Raw genomic sequence first — 22,545 nt, forward strand, 5'->3', positions numbered from 1 at the left:
AGCATCGGCAGCATGAGCAACAGCGAACCCGCCCAGCGCGGGATCCCCGAGCGCGACCATGCCAGCGCGGACGACGCCGAGTTCGACGAGCTGCTCGCCGTGGCCCGGGAGATCGCCGAGCGCGCCTACACCCCGTACTCCCACTTCCGGGTGGGAGCGGCCGGCCTCACCGAGGACGGCCGCCTGGTGCGCGGCTGCAACGTCGAGAACGCCGGCTACGGCGTCACCCTGTGCGCGGAATGCGGGATGATCAGCGAGCTGATCGCCGGCGGGGGCGGACGGCTGCGCCGCTTCGTCTGCGTCGGCGGCGACGAGCAGCTCACCCGCGAGGAGCGCCAGGTGGTCATGCCCTGCGGCCGCTGCCGACAGCTGCTCTCGGAACACGCCGCCCCCGACCTCGTGATCCTCACCCCGGAGGGACCGCGCGGGATGGACGCCGTGCTGCCCCAGGCCTTCGGCCCCGCCGACCTCCTGTCCTGACCCGATCCGACCCACCGCCGGGCGCCCCAGCACGGCTGCAGGCGCAGCGCCGCGGCCCCCGACCCGACCCGAGGAGCACCCATGATTGAGAACCCCGTGAAGAGCCCTGCACAGACCGTCGTCGAGCCCTTCGACGTGGTCGACGTGATCCACACCAAGCGAGACGGGGGCCGCCTCGACGACGGCCAGATCGACTGGGTGGTCGACGCCTACACCCGCGGTGTGGTCGCCGAGGAGCAGATGGCGGCGCTCGCGATGGCGATCTTCCTGCGCGGCATGGAGCGCGCCGAGATCGCCCGCTGGACGCACGCGATGATCGCCAGCGGCGAGCGGATGGACTTCGCCGCGCTCTCGAAGCCCACCACCGACAAGCACTCCACCGGCGGCGTGGGGGACAAGATCACCCTGCCGCTGGCGCCCCTGGTCGCCTCCTACGGCGTCGCAGTGCCGCAGCTGTCCGGCCGCGGCCTCGGCCACACCGGCGGCACCCTCGACAAGCTCGAGGCGATCCCGGGCTGGCGCGCGGACCTCAGCAACGAGCAGATGATGCGCCAGCTCGAGAGCGTGGGCGCCGTGATCTGCGCGGCCGGCTCCGGCCTCGCCCCGGCGGATAAGAAGCTCTACGCCCTGCGCGACATCACCGGCACCGTCGAGGCGATCCCGCTGATCGCCTCCTCGATCATGTCCAAGAAGATCGCCGAAGGCACCGCCGCGCTCACCCTGGACGTGAAGACCGGCGCCGGCGCGTTCATGAAGGACGAGGCCGACGCCCGTGAGCTCGCCAGCACCATGGTCGCTCTCGGCACCGACGCGGGAGTGCGCACGGTCGCCCTGCTGACGGACATGTCCGCGCCGCTGGGCCGCACCGCCGGCAACGGCCTCGAGGTGCGCGAGTCGCTCGAGGTGCTCGCCGGCGGCGGACCCGCCGACGTGGTCGAGCTGACCTGCGCCCTGGCCCGCGAGATGCTCGAGGCCGCCGGGGTGCGCGATCCGGATGTCGAGGCCGCGCTCGCCGACGGCCGCGCCATGGACTCCTGGCGCGCGATGATCTCCGCCCAGGGCGGTGACGTCGACGCCCCGCTGCCGGTCGCGAAGCACGTCGAGGAGTTCCGGGCCACCGAGGACGGCGTGGTCACCGGGCTCGATGCGATGGGCGTGGGTGTTGCGGCCTGGCGGCTCGGCGCCGGCCGTTCCCGCCCGGGCGAGGCCGTGCAGGCCGCAGCCGGGGTCGAGATCGCCGCGCACATCGGTGACGAGGTGAAGGCGGGGGACGTCCTCGCCCGCCTGCACACCGACACCGCCGAGCGGATGCCCCGCGCCGTCGAGTCGATCACCGGGTCCTGGACGCTCGCCGCTCCCGGGACGTCGGTTCCGGCGCGCAGGATCGTGAAGGACCGCATCGCCTGAGGTGACGCGGCGAGGCGTGACCGGCGCCGGTGCTCCCCAAGAGCGCCGGCGTCGGCGCATGTCCGAGCCGCGAAGCGCGCGTCAGAGAGCGCGCAGGGCGGGCAGGATGTGCTGGACCATCAGCGGGGCCAGGCGCGCCCCGCTCCCCGGCTCCTCGACATCCACCCACCGGTGGTCGGCGAGTTCGGCGCGCACCGCGAGCGGCCCCGGGAGGGGCACGCGGGTGGTCCAGACGGTGGCGTGCACCATCGTGTTCGGCTCATTGGCCGCGACCGCCTCGAAATCGCCCAGCAGCGCCAGATCGGTGGTCGCGAGCTGCACGCCCAGCTCCTCATCGACCTCCCTCACCGCCGCCTCGAGTGCGGACTCTCCGACCTCGAGCTTGCCGCCGACCTGCATGTACGAGCCGGTGCCTCGTTTGCGCACCGCCAGCACCTGTGGGCCCTCCGCCCCCTCGCGCAGGAAGCAGACCGCGGTGATCCTCAGCAGATCGTGGCGCGGGGTGCTCGGATGCTGATGCTGCTCCGCCTCCGCGCAGGCGGTGAGGTGATGGAGCCAGCAGGTGCCGCGGTGGAGCCCCTCGGGGCGCATCCCCGCCGCTCTCCAGCGCGCGATGTCGGTGCTCTGCTCGCGAGCCAGCGACCAGCCGCGCCGCAGCAGTGTGTGCGGCGGCTTGCGCCGCTCCTTCAGATCCCGTGCCAGGCGCAGCGCGAACACCACCGGGGTGGGACGCTCGAGCACCAGCGCGTCGGCCAGCAGCCCCGCCGCGGACAGCGGCCCGATGAGCTCCGCGGCGAAGATGCCCTCCGCGATGATCAGCGGGGCGTCCCCGGCATCGAGCCGGCGGGTGTCCAGGCGACGCGACGCGGCGATCGAGTAGACGGGCACCTCGGTGCTGCCGTCGTGGGCGAGGGCGGTGAGCGCCTCGAGCGCGGCCCCGCCGTTCCACGACGCCGGATCGTCCCAGTCCACGATGCCGTAGCGGCGCGGCAGACCAGGCTCGTCGAGGTCGTGGTAGAACTCGTCCAGTGCGAGCACCGGCAGTCCGGAGCGGCGCGAGAGCTCGCCCTTCCCACTGCCCGAGGGGCCGGCGAGCAGGACGATGCGCCGGGGCGGGCGGGGACGAGATCCAGGAGCAGTCACAGCGCGCCAGTCTAGAGGCCGGGCCGCGTGCGCACCTCACGGGCGGAGCCCCATCGTGACCAGATCCCGGTGCGTCGGGACGCCTTGCGAAGCCGGGACCGACCAGGGCGGCGGAGAACGGGCGGGGGCCCATCGTGACCGGATCGTCGCCGTCCCGGATGCGGCGGGCAGGGGTGGTCTGCCAAGATCAACGCATGACCAACATCGACAACCAGACCCTCGCCGGTCTCATCGACCACACTCTGCTCAAGCCCGAGGCCACGACGGAGGATGTCGCCGCGCTGCTGCGCGAGGCGGAGGAGCTGGGCACCTACTCCATCTGCGTCTCACCCTCGATGCTCCCGCTCGAGACCACCGTCAAGGTCGCCACCGTGTGCGGCTTCCCGTCGGGGCAGCACGCCCCTTCCGTCAAGGCCGCTGAGGCCGCCGACTCCGCGGCGAAGGGCGCCGACGAGGTCGACATGGTGATCAACGTCGGGCTCGCCCGGGCGGGCGAGTTCGCTGCCGTCGAGCAGGAGATCCGTGCCGTGCGCGAAGCCGCCCCGGCTCCGGTGGTGCTCAAGGTGATCATCGAGTCCGCCGCGCTCACCGATGAGCAGATCGTCGCCGTCTGCGGGGCCGCCGAGAGCGCCGGTGCCGACTTCGTGAAGACCTCCACCGGCTTCCATCCCGCCGGGGGCGCGACCGAGCACGCCGTGCAGCTCATGCGCAGCACCGTCGGCGAGAGGCTGGGGGTCAAGGCCTCCGGCGGGATCCGCACCCGTGAGGCCGCTGAGACGATGGTCGCCGCCGGCGCCAGCCGGCTGGGGCTGTCCTCCTCGAGGGCGATCCTCGAGGGCGGCGCCGGATCGGGGTACTGAGGGATGAGCGCGGCGCTCGCGACCGGCCGGAACTCGCGCCGCTGGTTCTGCGGTCTGCTCGCGGGCGCCCTGCTCCTGGCGCAGCTGGTCCTCGGGGCTGCGTCCCCGGCCGCGGCCTGCGCCTGCGGCGGCTTCGTCGACCCGGCGGACCGGCCCGACGGCGCCAACGTCATGAAGGAGACCGCGGTGCTCTCCTTGCGTGATGGCGTGGAGACGATCGTGATGGGCCTCGCGCTCGACGCCGAACGCGTCGGCTCGACATTGTTGATGCCCACTCCGTCGGTGCCCGAGGTCAGCGCCGCCCAGTCCGGGACCCTGCGGGAGATGGCGGTCGCGACCGCGCCCCGTGAGGTGATCGAGTACGACTTCTGGGGCGGGAACCCGTTCGGTGCGGGAGCGGGCGGGGGTGCGCCAGGCGAAGGCATGACCCAAGGGGTGCAGCCCACCGTCCACTCCCAGGAGCGGATCGGCAACTACGAGGTGGCGGTGCTCGGCGGGGAAGCCGACGGGGTGCGCAGCTGGCTCACGGACAACGGCTACGCCCTGTCCGAGGAGCTCTCGGCCCTGATCCACCCCTATGCTGCGGACGGATGGACCTTCACCGCCGTCCGCTACGCGGCCGACGCCGTGCTCAGCGGCGATGTGGAGCCGCTGCGCTTCGACTTCGAGGCAGAGCAGCTGGTCTACCCGATGCGCTTCTCCCAAGCGGCGGAGACCTCCCAGACGGTGCACCTCTTCGTGCTCGGGGAGATGGCCATGCGCCGTGCCGACTCCTCCGCATCGCAGCAGGAGGTGAACCTGCCGTGGATCGGATCACCCACGAGCAACGGCTGGACCTGGTCCGATGCGACCCTGCGGGAACTGGTGGGGGAGGACCTCGGCGAGGTGGACCAGAACGACGAGCGGGCGGTGGAGTACCGCATGGTGACCGAGTTCGAGGTGCACGGAGAACCGGACTCCTTCACCACCGACTTCACCTTCACCGCCGATCCCGAGGCGGAGGACGTGATCCCCACCTACACCACCACGGAGGTCGTCGCTGTGATGGGCATCCCCGTCGGGTGGCTGCTGGTGCACGCCGGCGTGATCACCGCGGTCGCGCTGTTTATCGCAGTCCTCGTCGCCGTCCTCGCCGCCAGGTCTGGCCATCGCCGCCAGGTCACGCCGTAGGTCACGTGCCCGAGGGCGGGACCAGGGGCTCTGAGCCCGGGTCCCGCCCGCGGCGGCGGTCCCGGAGCCTTGAGCCCGGGCCCCGCCATGAACGCGGCGGCGGCCCGGGCTGCGGCCCGAGAGAGTCTGCCGGGTCTGCTCAGACGGCGCCGAGCACCAGGCGCAGCTCGTCCTTCAGCTGCTCCAGCCGCTCCCCGGCCCGGCGTCGGATCTCTCCGATCTCCGCAGCGGTGGCCCCGTCGGGGACGTTCGTGACCAGCTCGAGATAGCACTTGAGCTTCGGCTCGGTCCCGGAGGGTCGCACCACCACCCGGGTGTCGTCCTCGCTGAGCAGCAGCACGCCCTCCGTCGGCGGCAGGCCGGTGGACTCCAGCGACCCCTGGGAGAGGTCCTGGTTCTCGAGCACCGGTGAGCCCAGCAGCGCCGCGGGCGGAGCAGCCCGCAGCCGCTCCATCATCGCGCCGATCAGCGATAGGTCCTCGACCCGGATCGACAGCTGCGCGGTCGAATACAGGCCATGCTCTGCAGCGAGTTGGTCGAGCCGACCGACCAGTGTGGTGCCCTCGGCCTTCGCCAGCGCCGCCATCTCCGCGACCATCAGCGCCGCCGAGAGCCCGTCCTTGTCACGCACCACCTCCGGCAGCACGCAGTAGCCGATCGCCTCCTCATAGCCGTAGGCGATCCCTGGCGCCCGGGTGATCCACTTGAACCCGGTCAGCGTCGCCGCAGCCTCCAGGCCTGCCGCCTCGGCGACCCTGCCCAGCCAACGGCTCGAGACGATCGAGCGCGCCAGCACGCCGCCGTAGCCGTGCCGGCGCACCAGGTGGTCGCCCAGCAGCACCCCCAGCTCATCGCCAGTGAGCATTCGCCAGTCCTCCAGGTGCGGATCGAGCACCGCGGCGGCGCAGCGGTCGGCATCGGGATCATTGGCGATCACCACATCGGCCTCGAGGGTGCGGGCCAGCTCGAGTGCGAGATCGATCGCGCCGGGCTCCTCGGGGTTCGGGAAGGCGACGGTGGGGAAGTCGGGATCGGGATCGGCCTGCTTCGCGACCGGATGCACCTCGGTGAACCCGGTGCGATGCAGCGCCGCCAGCGCGATCTCCGTGCCCACGCCATGCATCGCCGTGTGCACGATCCGCACCTCGCGGGGCCCGCTGGTCGAGGGGAGCGCGCAGATCGCCGCGAGATAGTCCTCGCGCAGCTGCTCGCCCAGCAGCTCCCAGCCGGACTCGGCGACCGGTATCCCGGGCACGGGGCCGACGGCCGCGATGCGCGCGGCGATCTGGGCATCCGACGGCGGCACGATCTGCACGCCACGGCCGTCGGGCTCGGCGGCGCGACCCCCGAGATAGACCTTGTAGCCGTTGTCCGCCGGGGGATTGTGGGAGGCGGTGACCACGATGCCGGCGTCGGCCTCCAGATGCCGCACCGCGAAGGCCACCAGCGGGGTGGGGCCGAAGCGCTCCAGCAGCTGCACCCGGCAGCCGGCGGCGACCATGATCGCGGCGGAACGGCGTGCGAAGTTCTCGGAGTTGTGGCGGGCGTCGTAGCCGATCACCACCAGCGGCTGCGGAAGCTCGAGATCATCCAGCAGGTGGTCGGCGAGCCCGCGGGCGGCACGGGAGACCACCGCGAGGTTCATCCGGTTCGGGCCCGGCGCCATCCGCCCTCGCAGCCCGGCGGTGCCGAACTGGAGATCCCCGGCGAAGGCGTCGGCGAGCTCGTCCTGCGCCATCTCGCTGCCGGCTCCCGCCTGCTCCAGCAGGCTCGAGAGCGCTGCGCGTGTCGCGGGATCAGGATCGTCCTGGATCCACGCCTTGACCCGCAGGCGCAGGTCGGCGTCGAAGCTCATGCCGCGCCGCCGGACCCGCTCGTCGCGCCGGTCTCGCCCGCAGCGCCGGTGATGCGGCGCACCGTCTCTGCCAGCAGCTGCGAGATGCGCGGGCCGGCGTCACGGCCTGCCTCGAGCACCTCCTGGTGGCTCAGGGCCTCGCCGCTGATCCCGGCGGCGAGGTTGGTGACCAGGGAGATCCCGAGCAGATCCATCCCTGCCTCGCGCACGGCGATCGCCTCGAGCGCGGTGGACATGCCCACCAGGTTCGCGCCGATGGCCTTGGCCATCTGCACCTCCGCCGGAGTCTCGTAGCTCGGGCCGGAGAACTGCATGTACACGCCCTCAGCGAGGCTCTCGTCGACCTCGCGGGCGATCTCGCGCAGCGCCGGCGTGTAGAGGTCAGTGAGATCCACGAAGTTCGCGCCCACCAGGGGAGTGGACCCGGTGAAGTTGATCTGGTCCCGGATCAGCACCGGGGTGCCGGGAGTCCAGGAGGGATCGATGCCGCCGCAGCCGTTGGTCAGCACCATGGTGCGGGCGCCGGTCGCGGCTGCGGTGCGGACGCCGTGGACCACGGCGTCCACGCCTGCGCCCTCGTAGAAGTGCGTGCGCGCTCCGAGCACCAGCGCACGGGCTCCGGTGCCCTCGACGCGCACCGAACGCAGCGTGCCGACGTGACCGGCGACCGCGGGCGGCCGGAATCCGGGAATGGTGGTGGCGTCGCCCTGCCAGACGGTCTCGCCGAGCAGATCGGCGGCCTCGGCCCAGCCGGACCCCAGTACCAGCGCGAGATCGTGGGCGGGGACCCCGCTGGCCTCGGCGATGGCAGCGGCGGCGTCGCGGGCGAGCAGATACGGATCGGATGCAGAAGCAGTCATGGACAGAAGGTAGCGCAGAGAAGCGGGTCGCGGGGCACCGCAGCCGGTCCCGGAGGCGAGACACGGTTGCGCACTGCCGTGTTCCGGTGTTCTCATGCTCGGTTGAGCTCGAACCGGCCCCTGACCGGCCCCGGCTTTGCCACAATGGCGGGGTGAGCGACCCCAGCACAGCCCTGCCTTCCGACCCTCGACGTCTTCCCCACACCGGGGGGCGGCCCCGGGTGGTGATCATCGGCGGCGGCCCCGGTGGCTACGAGGCCGCCCTCACCGCCGCCCGGCACGGGGCCGAGACCCTCCTGGTGGAGGAGCGAGGCATCGGCGGTGCCGCCGTCCTCACCGATGTGGTGCCGTCCAAGACGCTCATCGCTACCGCCGACGTCCTCGACCAGGTCGCCGGCTCCCAGCAGCTGGGCATCCGCGATGCCGACACCGGTGCCGCACCCACAGCCCACACCCTGAACGTCGACCTCGCGGCCGTCAACCGGCGCGTCCGCGATCTCGCCGCGGCCCAGTCCGCCGACATCCGCGCGAGCCTGCAGGAGGCCGGGGTGACGATCGTCGAGGGGCGCGGCCGCCTGGACGGCCCGGACCGGATCGAGGTCCTCGACCCCGCCGGGAAGCGGATCGCGCAGCACGAGGCCGAGGTGATCCTGCTGGCCGTCGGCGCCCGGCCACGAGAGCTCGACAGCGCCCCGTGCGACGGCGAACGGATCCTGAACTGGACCCAGCTGTACGAGCTGGACTGCCTGCCCGAGCACCTGATCGTGGTCGGCTCAGGGGTCACCGGCGCCGAGTTCGCCAGCGCCTATCGGGCGCTGGGCACCAAGGTCACCCTGGTCTCCTCCCGAGAGAAGGTGCTGCCCGGCAGCGACGCGGACGCCGCCGACGTGCTGGAGGGAGCCTTCGCACGTCGCGGCGTCACCGTTCGTTCCCGCTCGCGAGCCGCCACCGCGCGGCGCACGGATGACGGGGTCCTCGTCACCCTCACCTCCGGCGAGGAGATCTCTGGCAGCCATGTGCTGATGGCCCTCGGAGGGATCCCCTGGACCGCAGACCTGGGACTGTGGACGGCTGGGGTGCGGGTGAAGGACTCCGGCCACATCGAGACCGACCGCGTCTCCCGCACCTCGGTGCGGGGGATCTACGCCGCCGGGGACTGCACCGGCGTGTACCCGCTCGCCTCCGTCGCCGCGATGCAGGGCCGGATCGCGATGCATCACGCCCTGGGAGACGCGGTCTCCCCGCTGATCGCGGCCCAGGTCTCCTCGGCCATCTTCACGAGCCCCGAGATCGCGGTGGTCGGGGTCAGCGAGCAGGAGGTGCTCAGCGGAGAGACGGCCGGGGAAGTGCTGGTGCTGGGTCTGGACACCAACCCACGGGCGAAGATGCAGGGGATCACGGAGGGGTTCGTGAAGCTGATCGTGCGTCCCGGCTCCCACACCGTGGTCGGCGCGGTCGTCGTCGCGCCGCGGGCCAGCGAGCTGATCCTGCCCTACACCCTCGCCGTCGCCCACCGGCTCACCGCCGAACAGGTCGCCGGCACGTTCACCGTCTATCCCTCGCTCACCGGCTCCCTGGCCGAGGTGGCCCGGCAGCGGTTGCTCGACGCCGAGGGCTGATCTGTCCCCGAGTCAGCCGGAGGCTGAGCTGCCCCAGAGTCACGAGCGCCCTGCTTCCACCGACGGAAGCAGGGCGCTCATGACTCGCGGGCAGCGGTGGACTGCGCGGGGTGGGGGTGTCAGTCGTCGATCTGGCAGAGCACGGCGCCGGCTGAGACGGTCGCGCCGATCTCCGCATTCAGACCCTTGACGACGCCGGAGCGGTGCGCGGAGATGGGCTGCTCCATCTTCATGGCCTCGAGCACCACGAGCAGATCGCCGTCGGAGACCGTCTGCCCCTCCTCGGCGACGACCTTCACGATCGTCCCCTGCATCGGCGCGGAGACGCTGTTGCCGCTGGCAGCGGTGCCGTCACCGGAAGCCCGGTGCTGACGCTTGCGACGCTGGCGCACCGCTGCCTGCGGTGCACGCAGCGAAGCGGGAAGGCTGATTTCGACCCGGCGCCCGTCGACCTCGACCACCACGGCCTCGCGATCCTCCGCCTCCTCAGGCTGAGTGGGCAGCGGTGCGGCCGGCAGATCGTTGTCGAAGGCGGACTCGATCCAGGTGGTGTGCACGGTGAAGGCCTGCTCGGGATCCTCGGGAGCGAAGGCCGGGTCCTCGACCACCTTGCGGTGGAAGGGGAGGACCGTCGGAATCCCTTCGATCGTGAACTCCGCGAGCGCGCGGCGGGAGCGCTCGAGCGCCTCCTGGCGGGTGGCTCCGGTGACGATGAGCTTGGCCAGCATCGAGTCGAAGGCACCGGAGACCTCGTCCCCGGTACGGACCCCCGTCTCGACCCGGACGCCCGGGCCCGAGGGCGCGTCGAAGCGCTGGATCCTGCCGGGAGCCGGCATGAAGCCGCGGCCCGGGTCCTCGCCGTTGATCCGGAACTCGAAGGAGTGCCCGCGCACCACAGGATCCTGGTCGCTGATGCGCTCGCCCGCGGCGATGCGCAGCTGCTCGCGCACCAGATCCACGCCTGCGATCTCCTCGGTCACCGGATGCTCGACCTGGAGCCGGGTGTTGACCTCGAGGAAGGAGATGGTGCCGTCCTTGCCGACCAGGAACTCGCAGGTGCCGGCACCGACATAGCCCGCCTCCCGCATGATCGCCTTCGAGGAGGAGATCAGCTGGGCATTCTGCTGGTCGCTGAGGAACGGCGCAGGTGCTTCCTCGACCAGCTTCTGGTGGCGGCGCTGCAGCGAGCAGTCACGGGTGGAGACCACCTGGACGTTGCCGTGCATGTCCGCCAGGCACTGGGTCTCGACGTGGCGGGGGGAGTCCAGGAAGCGCTCGACGAAGCACTCCCCGCGGCCGAAGGCGGAGACGGCCTCACGCACTGCCGAGTCGAACAGCTCGCGCACCTCGGACTCCTCGCGCGCCACCTTCAGCCCGCGCCCGCCGCCGCCGAATGCTGCTTTGATCGCGATCGGCAGGCCGTGCTCGCGGGCGAAGTCGACGACTTCGTCGGAGTTCTGCACCGGGTCCTTGGTACCGGCGACCAGCGGAGCCCCGGCCTTCTGCGCGATGTGCCGGGCGGAGACCTTGTCGCCGAGCTTCTCGATGGCGGAGGGGGGCGGGCCGATCCAGGTCAGCCCGGCGTCGATCACCGCCTGCGCGAAATCGGCGCGCTCGGAGAGGAAGCCGTAGCCGGGATGGACCGCGTCGGCGCCGGAGCGCTTCGCGATGTCCAGGATCTTGTCGACGACCAGGTAGGAGCTGGCGGCGGTGCTGCCGCCCAGCGCGTAGGCCTCGTCAGCGATCTGCGTGTGCAGAGCGTCACGGTCGGGATCGGCATAGACGGCGACGGAGCGGAGCCCGGCGTCCCGGCAGGCCCGTGCGACCCGCACCGCGATCTCTCCACGGTTGGCGATGAGCACCGTGGACAGGGGGCGGGGCTTGGAGGAGCGTGCGGGCATTGGGGAGGGTTCCTTCCGGGAGTCAGCAGTGGCCGAGTCTAGTACCGCGGGCGTTCAGACGGCGCCAGGGCCCGCAGGGCCGCCGACGGGGATCTCGCCCCACAGCTGGTGCACGCCCAGGCCGATCTCGTCCAGCATCCTGCGCAGCAGCGGCAGGGAGAGGCCGACGACGGCGTGCGGGTCGCCGTCGACGCGCTCGATGAAGGGGCCTCCCACACCGTCGAGGGTGAAGCCGCCGGCCACCCCGAGCGGCTCACCGGTGGCGATGTAGGCGTCGATCTCCTCGTCGCTGAGCGCGGCGAAGCTGATCTGGCAGCTCGCCGTCGCGCCGAAGGTCGCGCCGGTGCCGCCGTCCTCCTCGTCGCGGTCGTCGACCATCCAATGCCCGGAGTGGAGCACCGCGGAGCGCCCGCGCATGGCCTGCCAGCGCTCCCGCGCGCGCTCCGCGGTCAACGGCTTGCCGATCACCTCGCCGTCCAGCTCGAGCATCGAGTCGCAGCCCAGCACCACATAGCCGCCCTCGCTGCGGGCGGTTGCCGCGAGGGCCTTCTCCCGAGCCAGCAGCAGCACCTCCTCCTCCGCGGTGAGCTGATCCTCCGGATCGCCGGATGCGGCAGCCCGTTCGCGAACGCCGGCGAGGATCGCCTCCTCATCGAGGTCGACCGGCATCGCAGTGTGCTCGATGCGGGCGGCGCGGAGGGTGGCGCGCCGTCCCGCCGAGGCGGAGGCGAGCAGCAGCAGCGGATCGTGATCGGACGGCGAGAGCACGTCGTTCTCGGGCTGGGGATCGGAGTGGGTCATCGCAGGGCCTCCTCGAGGACGGACAGGGGCAGGCTGCCCAGCTGCAGGGCACGTCGGTGGAAATCTCGGGCGGGCTCGCTCGTCGCGGCCCGCAGCTGCTCCCAGACCCGTTGCCCGATCTTGTAGGAGGGGGCCTGACCGGGCCATCCCAGGTAGCGGTTGAGCTCGAAGCGCTGCTCGGCCTCGGTCACGCCCCAGTGGGCGCTCATGAAGTCCCAGGCCTTCTCGAAGCTCCAGGCACCTCCCGCGGAGCCGGCGAGCCCGTCCGGCATCGACAGCCCGCAGTGCAGGCCGATGTCCAGCACCACCCGGCCTGCGCGCAGACGCTGCGCATCGAGCATCCCCAGTCGGTCGCCGTCGTCGGAGAGATGTCCGAGCTGGTCCATCAGCCGCTCCGCATAGAGGGCCCAGCCCTCGCCGTGGCCGGAGACCCAGCACATCAGGGCGCGCCACCGGTTCAGCGTGCTCGCCTGGAGGGTCTGTGTGCCGACCTGCAGGTGATGCCCTGGGACCCCCTCGTGGTAGACGGTCGTGGTCTCCAGCCAGGTGTGGAACTCGGTGGTTCCGGTCGGGACGTCCCACCACATTCGGCCGGGGCGGGTGAGGTCCTCGCTGGGGCCGGTGTAGTAGATGCCGCCGGAGCCGGTGCGGGCGATTCTGCATTCGAGCCGGCGCAGGGGCTCAGGGATGTCGAAGTGGGTACCGGCGAGGTCCTCGATCGCGCGGTCGCTGAGGTCCTGCATCCAGCTGCGCAGCTCCTCGGTGCCGTGGAGGATCCGGCTCGGGTCGGCGTTCAGAGCGGCTTTGGCCGCGGCCACTGAGCGACCTCCGCCGGTGCCGGCACGGGCGTTGATGCGCTCGGCGACCTCCTCCTGTTCGGCGACCACGGAGCGCAGCTCCTCGATGCCCCAGGCGTAGGTCTCGTCGATGTCGATGTCGGTCCCCAGGAAGGTACGGGAGGCCAGGGCGTAGGCGTCTCGCCCGACGGCGTCGCGCTCGGGGGCGCGCGGGGCGAGCGCCTCCAGCTGGTCCGCGAGGTCGAGATAGCCGCGGGCGGCGGTGCCCGCCGCCTCCGCGACCCGTGCGCGCTGGGTGTCGTCGCCCACGGCATCCCGGGCGAAGCCGGCGAAGAAGCCGTCCTCGGCGGCGTAGCCGCGCGCCTGCTCCGCTCCGAGCAGGAGCTGGCGGCGGGAGGAGACGACGCCGTGGCTCGCGGCCTCCTGCAGCGACTGGACCCAGGTGCTCAGCGTGTGCGGCATCGCCTGCATGCGCTGGGCGATGTCATGCCAGTCGGCGGCAGTCTCGGTGGGCATCTGATCGAGCACATCGCGGGACTGCAGCGGGGAGGCGAGGTTGTTGACGGCCGAGATGTCCAGCCGCTGCTCGGCGCGCTCGATCTCGAGGCCCAGCCGCTCGTTGAGTGCGGCGCGGGTGACGGTGTCCACCGCGTCCTGGTCGGGGATCTCCGCGACTCGCGATAACAGGGTCCGCGCGGCCTCCGTGCGCTCATCGACAGCGGCCGGGGAGTAGTCGGTGACCTCGGTGTCGTACCCGGAGATGCCGAGCGAGGTGGCGAGGAAAGGGTCCAGACGGGCGCTCAGCTCGACGTACTCGTCGGCCAGTCGGTCCAGGGCGGAGGCAGTGCGCACGGGGGCGGCGGAAGCAGGCTCAGGCATGCGCCGCAGTCTAGTGCGGAGCGCGACCGGTTCAGCCGGTTCAGCGATCCGAGAACTGCCAGGCTGCGGGGGAGGGCAGACCCCTCAGACCGTGGGCACGGGGATGGCCGTGCACGGGGTCGGCCCACGCGCCGGCGCCCGCGCCCTGGCCTTCGGCGAGGGTGCGCTCCTCAGCCTCCAGGCGGCTGGTGACGCTCATTGCGGAGATCACCACCGCGATCGCGGCGAGCTCGTCGTCGCGTAGGTATCCCTGCACGAGTCGGACATCCGAGGGACGCACCGGGCTGGTGCCGGTGGGGCCTCCCTGCTGGTTGCCGGCAGGGTCCGTCGTGGTCTGCGGGGCTGTCACAGCGGGATGTTCCCGTGCTTCTTGGTGGGCAGGGTGTCCCGCTTGGTGCGCAGCGCGCGCAGCGCCCGGGCCACCTCCAGCCGGGTGTCGGCGGGACGGATCACGCCGTCGATCCAGCCGCGCTCGGCGGCGGTGTACGGGTTGGCGAACTGCTCGTCGTACTCGGCCTCGAAGCGCTTACGCTCGGACTCGACGTCCCCGCCCTGCTCGGCCACCTGGCGCAGATCGCCCCGGTGGAGGATGTTCACCGCGCCCTGGGAGCCCATCACAGCGATCTGTGCGGTGGGCCAGGCGAGGTTGATGTCCGCGCCGAGCTCCTTCGAACCCATCACGATGTACGCGCCGCCGTAGGCCTTGCGGGTGATCACGGTGATCAGCGGGACCGTCGCCTCGGCATAGGCGTACAGCAGCTTCGCGCCGCGGCGGATGATCCCGCCGTACTCCTGATCGGTGCCGGGGAGGAACCCGGGCACGTCCACGAAGGTCAGCACCGGGATGTTGTTCGCATCGCACAGCCGCACGAAGCGCGCCGCCTTCTCGGAGGCGTCGATGTCCAGGGTGCCTGCCAGGTGCGAGGGCTGGTTGGCGATGATGCCCACGCTGTGTCCCTCGACGCGGCCGAAGCCCACCAGGATGTTGCGAGCGAACAGCGGCTGGACCTCGAGGAACTCCTCGTCGTCGAGCACTGCCCGCAGCACCGTGAGCATGTCGTACGGCTGGTTCGGCGAATCCGGCACCAGGGCGTCCAGGGCGGTGTCCGCCGGGGTGTGGTCCTGCTCGAAGCGCACCGGGAAGGAGGGAGCGGGGCTCAGTGTGTTGGCCGGGAGGTAGCTGAGCAGGTCCTTGACGTACTCGATGGCCTCGGCCTCGTCGGGCGCCATGTAGTGGGCGACTCCCGAGCGGGAGGAGTGGGTGCGCGCGCCGCCGAGCTCCTCGAAGCCGACGTCCTCCCCGGTGACCGTGCGGATCACGTCGGGGCCGGTGATGAACATGTGGGAGGTCTTCTCGACCATCACGATGATGTCCGTCAGCGCCGGGGAGTACACGGCGCCGCCGGCGGCCGGGCCCATGATCAGCGAGATCTGAGGGATCACTCCGGAGGCGCGGGTGTTGCGCTTGAAGATCCCGGCGAACATCGCGAGCGAGGCCACACCCTCCTGGATGCGGGCGCCGCCGCCGTCGAGGATGCCGATGATCGGCACGCCGGTGCTCAGCGCGAGGTCCTGGATCTTCTGGATCTTGCGACCATGGGCCTCGCCGAGGGAGCCACCGAAGACGGTGAAGTCCTGTGAGTACACGCACACCTGGCGGCCATCGATCGTGCCGTAGCCCGTGACGATGCCGTCCCCGGCAGGTCGCTTGGCATCGATCCCGAAGCTGCGGGCCTGATGGCGCACGAAGCGGTCAGTCTCCACGAAGGAGCCGTCATCCAGCAGGTCTGAGATCCGTTCCCGGGCGGTCTTCTTGCCCCGGGCATGCTGCTTCTGGACCGCGAGCTCATCGGCGGCGGAGACCGCAGCGGCGTCACGCTCGCGCAGGTCCTCGAGTCGCTGGGCGGTGGTGAGCGGCCGCGGAGCGTCGGTCACGGAGCCTCCTGCTGCGGCCTGCAAGGCCGCGTAGTGATCCGGCGGATGGACATCGGGATACTACGCTACGGAGGTCCGACGGCGGTCGCTCACGCCTGCAGACGGCACCTGCGTGCGCGGCGGCTCGGAGATCAGCGAGGTGCACACCAGGGGGCAGGATGAGCGGCACGACGAGGAGCGGTATGACGAGCACAGCCGGCGCAGCGGGGCCCGGCAGCTCCGGGTCGCGAGACCCGGCGGCAGCGCAGACCCCGGCAGCCGCGCAGCCCCCCGCAGCCGCGCAGCCCCCTGCAGGCGCGGAGCCCGCCGCAGCTACGCAAACGCCCGCTGCGCAAACGCCCGCAGTCGCGCAGCCGCCCGCAGCCGCGCGGCCGCCCGCAGAGGCGCAGCCCGCCATCCTGCGGGAGGGCACGGTCACCTCGACCCAGGACGAGGCGGCGCGCCGCCTGACCGAGGGGCTGGCGCCGCCCTTCGCGCTCACCGCCCGCCGGCAGACGGCCGGCCGGGGGCGTCTCGGCCGAGCCTTCGCGAGCCCCGAGGGGTCCAGCCTGTCCCTCACCTACGCCCACCGCAGCGACCTGGCACCCGCCGCCCGCGGGTGGTTCCCACTGGCAGCCGGGCTGGCCGCGGTCTCCGCCCTCAGCGAGGTGCTCGGCCTGCGGGCGACTGAGGAGATCGGCCTCAAGTGGCCCAATGACCTGCACACGGCGGATGGTCGGAAGCTCGGGGGGATCCTGGTCGAAGGGCGCGGGGCGCAATCGGTGCTGGTCGGCATCGGTCTGAACCTGCGCGGGCCGGTGCGTCAGCAGGACGGCACCGTCGTGCCCGGCGCGGCCTGGCTGCGGGGAGCGGGCGGTCTGCGCCCGACGAGGGTGTCAGGCAGCACTGTCCTGCCGGAAGACCTGCCGGAAGACCTGCCGGATGGCCTGCATGATGAGGAGCTGCGGGAGCGGCTCGAGAGATCGCTGGTGACGGCGCTCGCTCAGGAGCTCGCTCGCCTCGAGTCCACAGGGGGAGACGGCGTCCGCTCAGGGACCCACGACCGCTACACTATGACGTGCCTCACATTGGGGCGTCATGTGCGCATCGATCCGTTGGGGGATCTTGACACAGGGGGAGATCGATCGAGCTCCTGGCACGGCCTCGCCACGAAGGTGGACGGCTCCGGCAGGCTGGTCGTCGATCGCAAAGGCGTCGGGCAGGTGGCCGTGGATGTCGGTGATGTGAGGCATCTGAGGCCCGGGCAGTCCCCGTGACCACAGTCAGAACTTGAAGGACATCGAGCAGGAGGAGCACGTCACGTGACCGGAGGGATGGAAGACCTGAAGCGCATCGCGGGACAGGAGCGGAGCGCCGCTCCCCGTGAGCCTTCGTCGGTGCCGCAAGGAGCCATCCCGGTGGAGAACCAGCCCGTGGAGAACCAGCCTGTGGAGAGCGCCCCCGTGGAGAACATGCCTGTCGAGAACATGCCGGTCGAGAAGATCCCTCTGGAGGACATCCCCGTGGAGAGCGTCCCGGTGGAGACTGCGGAGCTGCCGGACCTCTCGGAGTCCGGCTCGGGACAGGCCTCGCTGGATGATCGGGAGATCCTCGACCTCAACAAGCGCTTCGCCGCTGTGCGCCGCAGCGTCGGCGCCCTCGAGAAGGTGCTGCTGCAGGGCCCGCGCAAGTACTCGCGCCGGGATCTCGCCGATCAGCAGGACATCCCCGAACGCCTCACCTCCGTGTACTGGCGCTCGCTGGGCTTCACCCCGGTGGACGAGGACACCGTCGTCTTCACCGAGGAGGACGCCTACGCGATCGGTGATCTCGCCGCGATCGTCGAGGAGGGGGTGATCACGGAGAGAGCCTTCGCGAGCATCTCCCGCGGACTGGGCTTCCACATGGGCCGACTGGCGATGTGGATCACCGAGGCCCTCGTGGACGAGGCGAAGTATGCCGACGGCCTCGACGACGCCCAGGCCCGTCAGCAGATGCTCGACTCGATCCCGGAGCTGCTGGAAGTCTTCGAATCTCAGGTGATGTTCACCTTCCGGCGGCAGCTCGCCGCCTATGCGGCCCGTGCCGGCAGCGAGGTCCTGCACCGCGACACCGATGAGCTGTTCCCGCTCCACCGAGCCATCGGCTTCGCGGACCTGGTCCAGTTCACCCGCCTCGCCCAGGATCTGCCCGGTGCCGAGCTGGCCGACATGGTCGGCCGCTTCGAGTCGGTGAGCCGGGACCTCATCTCTGTAGGCGGTGGCAGGGTGGTCAAGACGGTGGGCGACGAGATCATGTTCCTCGCCGACACGCCCGAGGACGGCGCCCAGATCGCAGTCAGCCTCGCCGAGACCATCACCGCCTCGCCCGACCTTCCGCCGGTGCGGGTGGGACTGGCCTGGGGATCGATGTTCTCCCGATACGGGGACGTGTTCGGCCCCACCGTCAACCTCGCCGCACGCATGGAGTCCGTGGCGCGGCCGGGATCCGTGCTGGTCGATGCGGACACCGCCGCGGCGGTGAGCCAGGCACTGCCCGGCGGGTTCGCGCTCTCCGACGGTGAAGAGGTCGAGCTCCACGGGATCGGCAACGTGCACGTCCAGGAGATGCGACGCGACCGCTCGACGCCCTTGGACATGGGCCTGTGAGCCGCCGCCCCTGGTCGGCGCGGGAACCCGGGCCCGCCGTGCTCGCGACAGCGCTGTGAGGGGAGCTGGGATGATGGCCAGGCGCCCGGCCCGCACCCCGGGTCGGGCGGCCCCTGCCGGCATCGTCGTAGGATGGAACGCGTGACACGACTGCTACTCGTCGAGGACGACTCGGCCATCGCCGAACCACTCTCCCGCGCACTGGACCGGGAGGGCTACACCGTGACCCGCGCATCACGGGGGATGGACGCGCTCGCGATCGCGGCGGGACCCGAGCCGATCGACCTGGTCATCCTCGATCTCGGGCTGCCGGACCTCGACGGTCTCGAGGTCGCCCGTCGACTGCGGAAGGGCGGGCTCGAGTCTCCGATCCTGATCCTCACCGCCCGCGCCGACGAGGTCGACGCGGTGGTGGGCCTCGACGCCGGCGCCGACGACTACGTCACCAAACCCTTCCGCCTCGGCGAGCTCCAGGCCCGTATCCGGGCCCTCATGCGGCGCTCCCAGGCGATGGAGGACTCCGGTGACAGCTTCGATGTCAACGGGGTGATGCTCGATGTCTCCGCCCGCCGCGCCTACGCCGACGGCGAGGAGCTGAGCCTCTCCGCCAAGGAGTACGACCTGCTGACCGTGCTGGTGCGGGAGTCCGGCAGCGTCGTCACCCGCGACGATCTGATGCGCGAGGTGTGGGGCGCCGAATGGTGGGGCTCCACCAAGACTCTGGACATGCACGTCTCCTGGCTGCGTCGCAAGCTCGGCGACGACGCCACCGATCCCCGCCGGATCACCACGGTGAGGGGAGTGGGCTTCCGCTTCGAGACCGGCGCGGAGAGCTGACCGGTGCGGCAGCGAGTGCTGCAGGCCACCATCATCACCGTGCTCCTGGCCGTGCTCATGCTCGGCATCCCGCTGGGTTACTCGTGGCTGACGCTGGCACGGCAGAGCCTCACCAACCAGGCTAACCAGATCGTCGACCTCGTGCGCATCGACACCGAGGCACGGCTCCAGGAGGGCCTCGAGATCGACGATGCGCTGCTCCAGCGCCATGTCGACGCGCAGACGGACCTCAACATCGCGATCACGGTGACCCACGACGGCACCACCTACACCGCCGGTGACCCCCCGGAGGGCAAGTCGAAGAGGGTCACCACCAACGGCGCCTCCGGACAGTCGGTCGCCGTGTACATCCCGGAGTCCGACGTGCGCGCGCACACCGCCAGCGCCTGGGTGCTGATCACCGTCGCCGGACTCGCAGCGCTCTCCATCGGCGTCTCCGTGGCGCTGTGGCAGGCGCAACGGATCTCGATGCCGCTGGCCCGGCTGAGCCAGCGCGCCGAAGAGATGGGCTCCGGTCGCTCCCGCGGCCCCTGGCACGCCTCCGGGATCGCCGAGATCGACGACGTCGCCGAGGAGCTCGCCCGCTCCGGCGCGATGCTCAACGAACGCCTCGAGGCGGAGAGCCGGCTGGCCTCCGACGCCTCCCATCAGCTGCGCACCCCGCTGACCGCGCTGTCGATGCGCCTGGACGAGATCCTCGCGACCAGCTCCGAGGAGTGGGTGCGCGAGGAGGCCCGCATCTCCCTCGAGCAGATCGACCGCCTCACCGAGGTGGTGCACGACCTCATCAACGCCCCGCGCTCCTCCCAACGCCGCACCCCCGGCGTGGTCGAGCTGCGCAACGTGCTCACCCAGCAGAGCGAGGAGTGGTCCCCGGCGTACCGGCGTGCCCACCGGGAGCTGCGGGTGCAGGTCCCGCGCAGCGCCGCAGTCTGGGGATCGACCGGTCCGCTCACCCAGGTGATCGCCACCCTGGTGGAGAACGCACTCGCCCACGGCGCCGGGCGCACCACCGTGAAGGTGCGCCGCAACGATCACTCGACCGTGGTCGAGGTCTCCGACGAGGGTGGTGGCATCGATCCCGAGCTCGGCGCCCGGATCTTCGAGCGCGCCGTCTCCGGGCGGAGCTCGAGCGGCACCGGCGTGGGGCTCGCGCTCGCACGCACCCTGGTCGAGGACGACGGCGGGCGCCTCGAGCTGCTCACCGAGAGCCCCACCACCTTCGGCGTGTTCCTGATCTCCGCACCCGGTGACGATGGCGGCGAGGACGACGTCGAGGAGAAGCGCAGCGGCCGGGGCGCGAGAGCCCCTCGCGAGCATCGCGGCGGACGGCTCGCGAAGGCCGCCCGCGGGGTCCGCGCCGACATGACGCCCAGCGCCGCACAGCGGCAGCGCTCCGGTGGGGACGACCTCGATTCCCTCCCCCAGGGGTCCGTGGTCCGGCGCCGCCCGCGCTCACGCAGCTGACCTCGTACACTGGCCGCCGTGCCGATCACCCCGCCCCGCCCAGAGCAGACCACTGCTCCCACTACGGCAGCCGCCCCCGATGCCGCGGCCACCCCCGAGAGCCCGACGGGTGCCCGCAGCGTCGGCCTCATCGGCGCCGGGCAGCTGGCCCGGATGATGATCGGCCCCGCGATCGAGCTGGGCCTCACCACGCCGGTGCTGGCCACTGACCCTGCGGAGAGCGCTGCGGCCGTCGCCGCCGAGGTCCGGATCGGTCGGCATGACGACGAGCAGGCGGTCAGTGACCTGGCCGCCGAGGTCGACGTGATCACCTTCGACCACGAGCACGTGCCCACACAGATCCTCGAACGCATCGAGGGTGCCGGGCTCGCCGCGGTCCGGCCCGGCCCCGCGGCTCTCGTCCACGCCCAGGACAAGCTGGTGATGCGCGAGCGTCTCACCGCGCTGGGCCACCCCTGCCCGCGCTGGTGGCGGATCAGCTCCGTGGCGGACCTGGAGAACGCGCTCGCCGAGAGCGATGGCCGGATCGTGATCAAGACCCCCCGCGGCGGCTACGACGCCCATGGCGTGCGGATCATCGAGAGCGCCGACCAGGCCCAGGACTGGCTCGCCGAGCACGGCGAGCTGCTCGCCGAGGTGCTGGTGCCCTTCACCCGCGAGCTCTCCGCCCAGGTCGCACGGCGCCCCGGAGGAGAGGCCGTGGCCTACCCCGTGGTCCAGTCGGTGCAGAAGGACGGTGTCTGCTACGAGGTGGTCGCGCCCGCGCCCGGCCTCGACGCGGCCGGCCAGCAGCGGATCCAGGCCCTCGCGCTCGCCATCGCGGAAGATCTCCAGGTCACCGGCATGCTCGCTGTCGAGCTGTTCGAGACGTCCGACGGGCAGGTGCTGGTCAACGAACTCGCCATGCGTCCCCACAACACCGGCCACTGGTCCATGGACGGTGCCATCACCGGCCAGTTCGAGCAGCACCTGCGAGCGGTCGCCGATCTGCCCCTCGGCGCCACCACCCCGGTCGCACCGGTCTCGGTGATGGTGAACCTGCTCGCCGGTGCTGCCGAGGACCTCGCCCCCGGCGCACACGCCGCGCTCGCCGCCGATCCGGAGCTGAAGATCCACCTCTACGGCAAGTCCGTGCGACCCGGTCGCAAGATCGGGCACGTCACCCTCACCGGCACGGACGCGGACGAGCTGCTCGAGCGCGCCCACCGGGCCGAACGACTGATCATCGACGGGCCCGCGCCCGTCACCGCAGCGCCTGCCACAGGCGCGCCCGCCACCGCAGTGCCCGCCACCGGCGCGCCCCTCACTGTCGAGACCTCAGGAGAGACCCGATGACCGAGAACACCCTCCGCCCGCTGGTCGGCATCGTGATGGGCTCCGACTCCGACTACCCGGTGATGAAAGCCGCGGAGGAGGCGCTCGCCGAGTTCGAGATCGGAGCCACCGTCGAGGTGATCTCCGCCCACCGGATGCCCGAGGACATGGTCACCTGGGGCCGCAGCGCCGCCGAGCGCGGGCTGCGGGTGGTGATCGCCGGAGCAGGCGGCGCCGCCCACCTGCCCGGCATGCTCGCCTCCCTCACCCCCCTGCCCGTGATCGGGGTGCCAGTGCCGCTGAAGCATCTCGACGGCATGGACTCCCTGCTGTCGATCGTGCAGATGCCCGCCGGGGTGCCGGTCGCGACCGTCTCCATCGGCGGAGCGCGCAACGCCGGACTGCTCGCGGCCCGGATCCTCGCCGCCGGCGCTGATCAGGAAGCGGAGCGCCTCCGGGAGCGGATGATCGCCTTCCAGGCGGAGCTGCGAGAGGTCGCGCTCGCCAAGGGGGAGAAGCTGCGCGCCTCGCGGTGACTCAGCCCGCCAGGTGAGAACGCGGTGAGGATCGTGTGCACGTTCTCCCATCACGCT

At 71.6% G+C, this 22,545-nt stretch carries 19 protein-coding genes; 11 read left to right on the top strand and 8 right to left on the bottom strand.

From position 1 onward, the window contains the following. Positions 1-12 precede the first annotated feature (12 nt). Both ACT3UF_RS16040 and ACT3UF_RS16045 read left to right on the top strand, forming a co-directional pair. Complete coding sequence (locus ACT3UF_RS16040) at positions 13-480, top strand: cytidine deaminase (protein WP_444502283.1); 468 nt, start codon at positions 13-15, stop codon at positions 478-480. 81 nt (positions 481-561) lie between these two features. After that, entirely contained in the window at positions 562-1,887 is a 1,326-nt protein-coding gene (locus ACT3UF_RS16045; protein ID WP_442332144.1) for a thymidine phosphorylase, read from the top strand. Between the two features lie 81 nt (positions 1,888-1,968). Here ACT3UF_RS16045 and ACT3UF_RS16050 read toward each other — a convergent pair whose 3' ends face one another. Further along, positions 1,969-3,030 carry an NUDIX domain-containing protein gene (locus ACT3UF_RS16050; protein WP_444608430.1) on the bottom strand — a complete coding sequence of 354 codons (1,062 nt, stop codon included), beginning with the start codon at positions 3,028-3,030 and terminating at the stop codon, positions 1,969-1,971. Positions 3,031-3,224: 194 nt separating this feature from the next. Here ACT3UF_RS16050 and deoC point away from each other — a divergent pair, with 194 nt between their 5' ends. Both deoC and ACT3UF_RS16060 read left to right on the top strand, forming a co-directional pair. Further along, positions 3,225-3,890 (top strand): deoxyribose-phosphate aldolase, encoded by a 666-nt coding sequence (gene deoC / locus ACT3UF_RS16055; RefSeq protein ID WP_441443334.1) that lies wholly within the window; start codon positions 3,225-3,227, stop codon positions 3,888-3,890. Between the two features lie 3 nt (positions 3,891-3,893). After that, positions 3,894-5,060 carry a DUF2330 domain-containing protein gene (locus ACT3UF_RS16060; RefSeq protein WP_441443333.1) on the top strand — a complete coding sequence of 389 codons (1,167 nt, stop codon included), beginning with the start codon at positions 3,894-3,896 and terminating at the stop codon, positions 5,058-5,060. A 139-nt stretch (positions 5,061-5,199) separates the two neighbouring features. Here ACT3UF_RS16060 and ACT3UF_RS16065 read toward each other — a convergent pair whose 3' ends face one another. Next, a complete protein-coding gene (locus ACT3UF_RS16065) occupies positions 5,200-6,915 on the bottom strand; it encodes a phospho-sugar mutase (protein ID WP_441443332.1) in 1,716 nt (571 codons plus the stop codon). Continuing rightward, positions 6,912-7,775: a purine-nucleoside phosphorylase gene (locus tag ACT3UF_RS16070; RefSeq protein ID WP_441443331.1), complete on the bottom strand. Its 864-nt coding sequence runs from the start codon at positions 7,773-7,775 to the stop codon at positions 6,912-6,914. The genes ACT3UF_RS16065 and ACT3UF_RS16070 overlap by 4 nt, the downstream gene beginning before the upstream one ends. A 152-nt stretch (positions 7,776-7,927) precedes the next feature. Here ACT3UF_RS16070 and ACT3UF_RS16075 point away from each other — a divergent pair, with 152 nt between their 5' ends. After that, positions 7,928-9,394, top strand: a complete 1,467-nt coding sequence (locus ACT3UF_RS16075) for an NAD(P)H-quinone dehydrogenase (RefSeq protein ID WP_441443330.1) — start codon at positions 7,928-7,930, stop codon at positions 9,392-9,394. 119 nt (positions 9,395-9,513) lie between these two features. Here ACT3UF_RS16075 and ACT3UF_RS16080 read toward each other — a convergent pair whose 3' ends face one another. From ACT3UF_RS16080 to ACT3UF_RS16100, 5 genes are read right to left on the bottom strand one after another with little or no spacing between them, the layout of a single operon-like run. After that, positions 9,514-11,295, bottom strand: coding sequence for an acetyl/propionyl/methylcrotonyl-CoA carboxylase subunit alpha (locus tag ACT3UF_RS16080; RefSeq protein ID WP_441443329.1), 1,782 nt, complete (start codon positions 11,293-11,295; stop codon positions 9,514-9,516). A 54-nt stretch (positions 11,296-11,349) separates the two neighbouring features. Further along, complete coding sequence (locus ACT3UF_RS16085; protein ID WP_444502285.1) at positions 11,350-12,096, bottom strand: Maf family protein; 747 nt, start codon at positions 12,094-12,096, stop codon at positions 11,350-11,352. Then, positions 12,093-13,772: a DUF885 domain-containing protein gene (locus tag ACT3UF_RS16090; RefSeq protein WP_444608431.1), complete on the bottom strand. Its 1,680-nt coding sequence runs from the start codon at positions 13,770-13,772 to the stop codon at positions 12,093-12,095. The genes ACT3UF_RS16085 and ACT3UF_RS16090 overlap by 4 nt, the downstream gene beginning before the upstream one ends. 40 nt (positions 13,773-13,812) lie before the next feature. Next, positions 13,813-14,121, bottom strand: coding sequence for a hypothetical protein (locus tag ACT3UF_RS16095; protein WP_442332139.1), 309 nt, complete (start codon positions 14,119-14,121; stop codon positions 13,813-13,815). Beyond that, complete coding sequence (locus ACT3UF_RS16100) at positions 14,118-15,707, bottom strand: acyl-CoA carboxylase subunit beta (RefSeq protein WP_441443325.1); 1,590 nt, start codon at positions 15,705-15,707, stop codon at positions 14,118-14,120. The genes ACT3UF_RS16095 and ACT3UF_RS16100 overlap by 4 nt, the downstream gene beginning before the upstream one ends. Before the next feature lie 182 nt (positions 15,708-15,889). Here ACT3UF_RS16100 and ACT3UF_RS16105 point away from each other — a divergent pair, with 182 nt between their 5' ends. From ACT3UF_RS16105 to purE, 6 genes are all read left to right on the top strand, one after another. Next, positions 15,890-16,963, top strand: a complete 1,074-nt coding sequence (locus tag ACT3UF_RS16105) for a biotin--[acetyl-CoA-carboxylase] ligase (RefSeq protein ID WP_444598966.1) — start codon at positions 15,890-15,892, stop codon at positions 16,961-16,963. Between the two features lie 141 nt (positions 16,964-17,104). After that, complete coding sequence (locus ACT3UF_RS16110) at positions 17,105-18,334, top strand: adenylate/guanylate cyclase domain-containing protein (protein WP_442332137.1); 1,230 nt, start codon at positions 17,105-17,107, stop codon at positions 18,332-18,334. Between the two features lie 141 nt (positions 18,335-18,475). Continuing rightward, on the top strand, positions 18,476-19,171 hold the full coding sequence (locus ACT3UF_RS16115; protein ID WP_441443322.1) for a response regulator transcription factor: 696 nt from the start codon (positions 18,476-18,478) through the stop codon (positions 19,169-19,171). Between the two features lie 3 nt (positions 19,172-19,174). Beyond that, positions 19,175-20,638, top strand: a complete 1,464-nt coding sequence (locus ACT3UF_RS16120) for an ATP-binding protein (RefSeq protein ID WP_444502290.1) — start codon at positions 19,175-19,177, stop codon at positions 20,636-20,638. Between the two features lie 18 nt (positions 20,639-20,656). Beyond that, positions 20,657-21,973, top strand: coding sequence for a 5-(carboxyamino)imidazole ribonucleotide synthase (locus tag ACT3UF_RS16125; protein ID WP_442332136.1), 1,317 nt, complete (start codon positions 20,657-20,659; stop codon positions 21,971-21,973). Continuing rightward, complete coding sequence (purE, locus tag ACT3UF_RS16130; RefSeq protein WP_441443319.1) at positions 21,970-22,488, top strand: 5-(carboxyamino)imidazole ribonucleotide mutase; 519 nt, start codon at positions 21,970-21,972, stop codon at positions 22,486-22,488. The genes ACT3UF_RS16125 and purE overlap by 4 nt, the downstream gene beginning before the upstream one ends. The last annotated feature ends 57 nt before the right edge of the window (positions 22,489-22,545 follow it).

Origin of the sequence: Brachybacterium sp. AOP24-D1-21 (assembly GCF_052378665.1) — a bacterium.
Taxonomy (GTDB): Bacteria; Actinomycetota; Actinomycetes; order Actinomycetales; family Dermabacteraceae; genus Brachybacterium.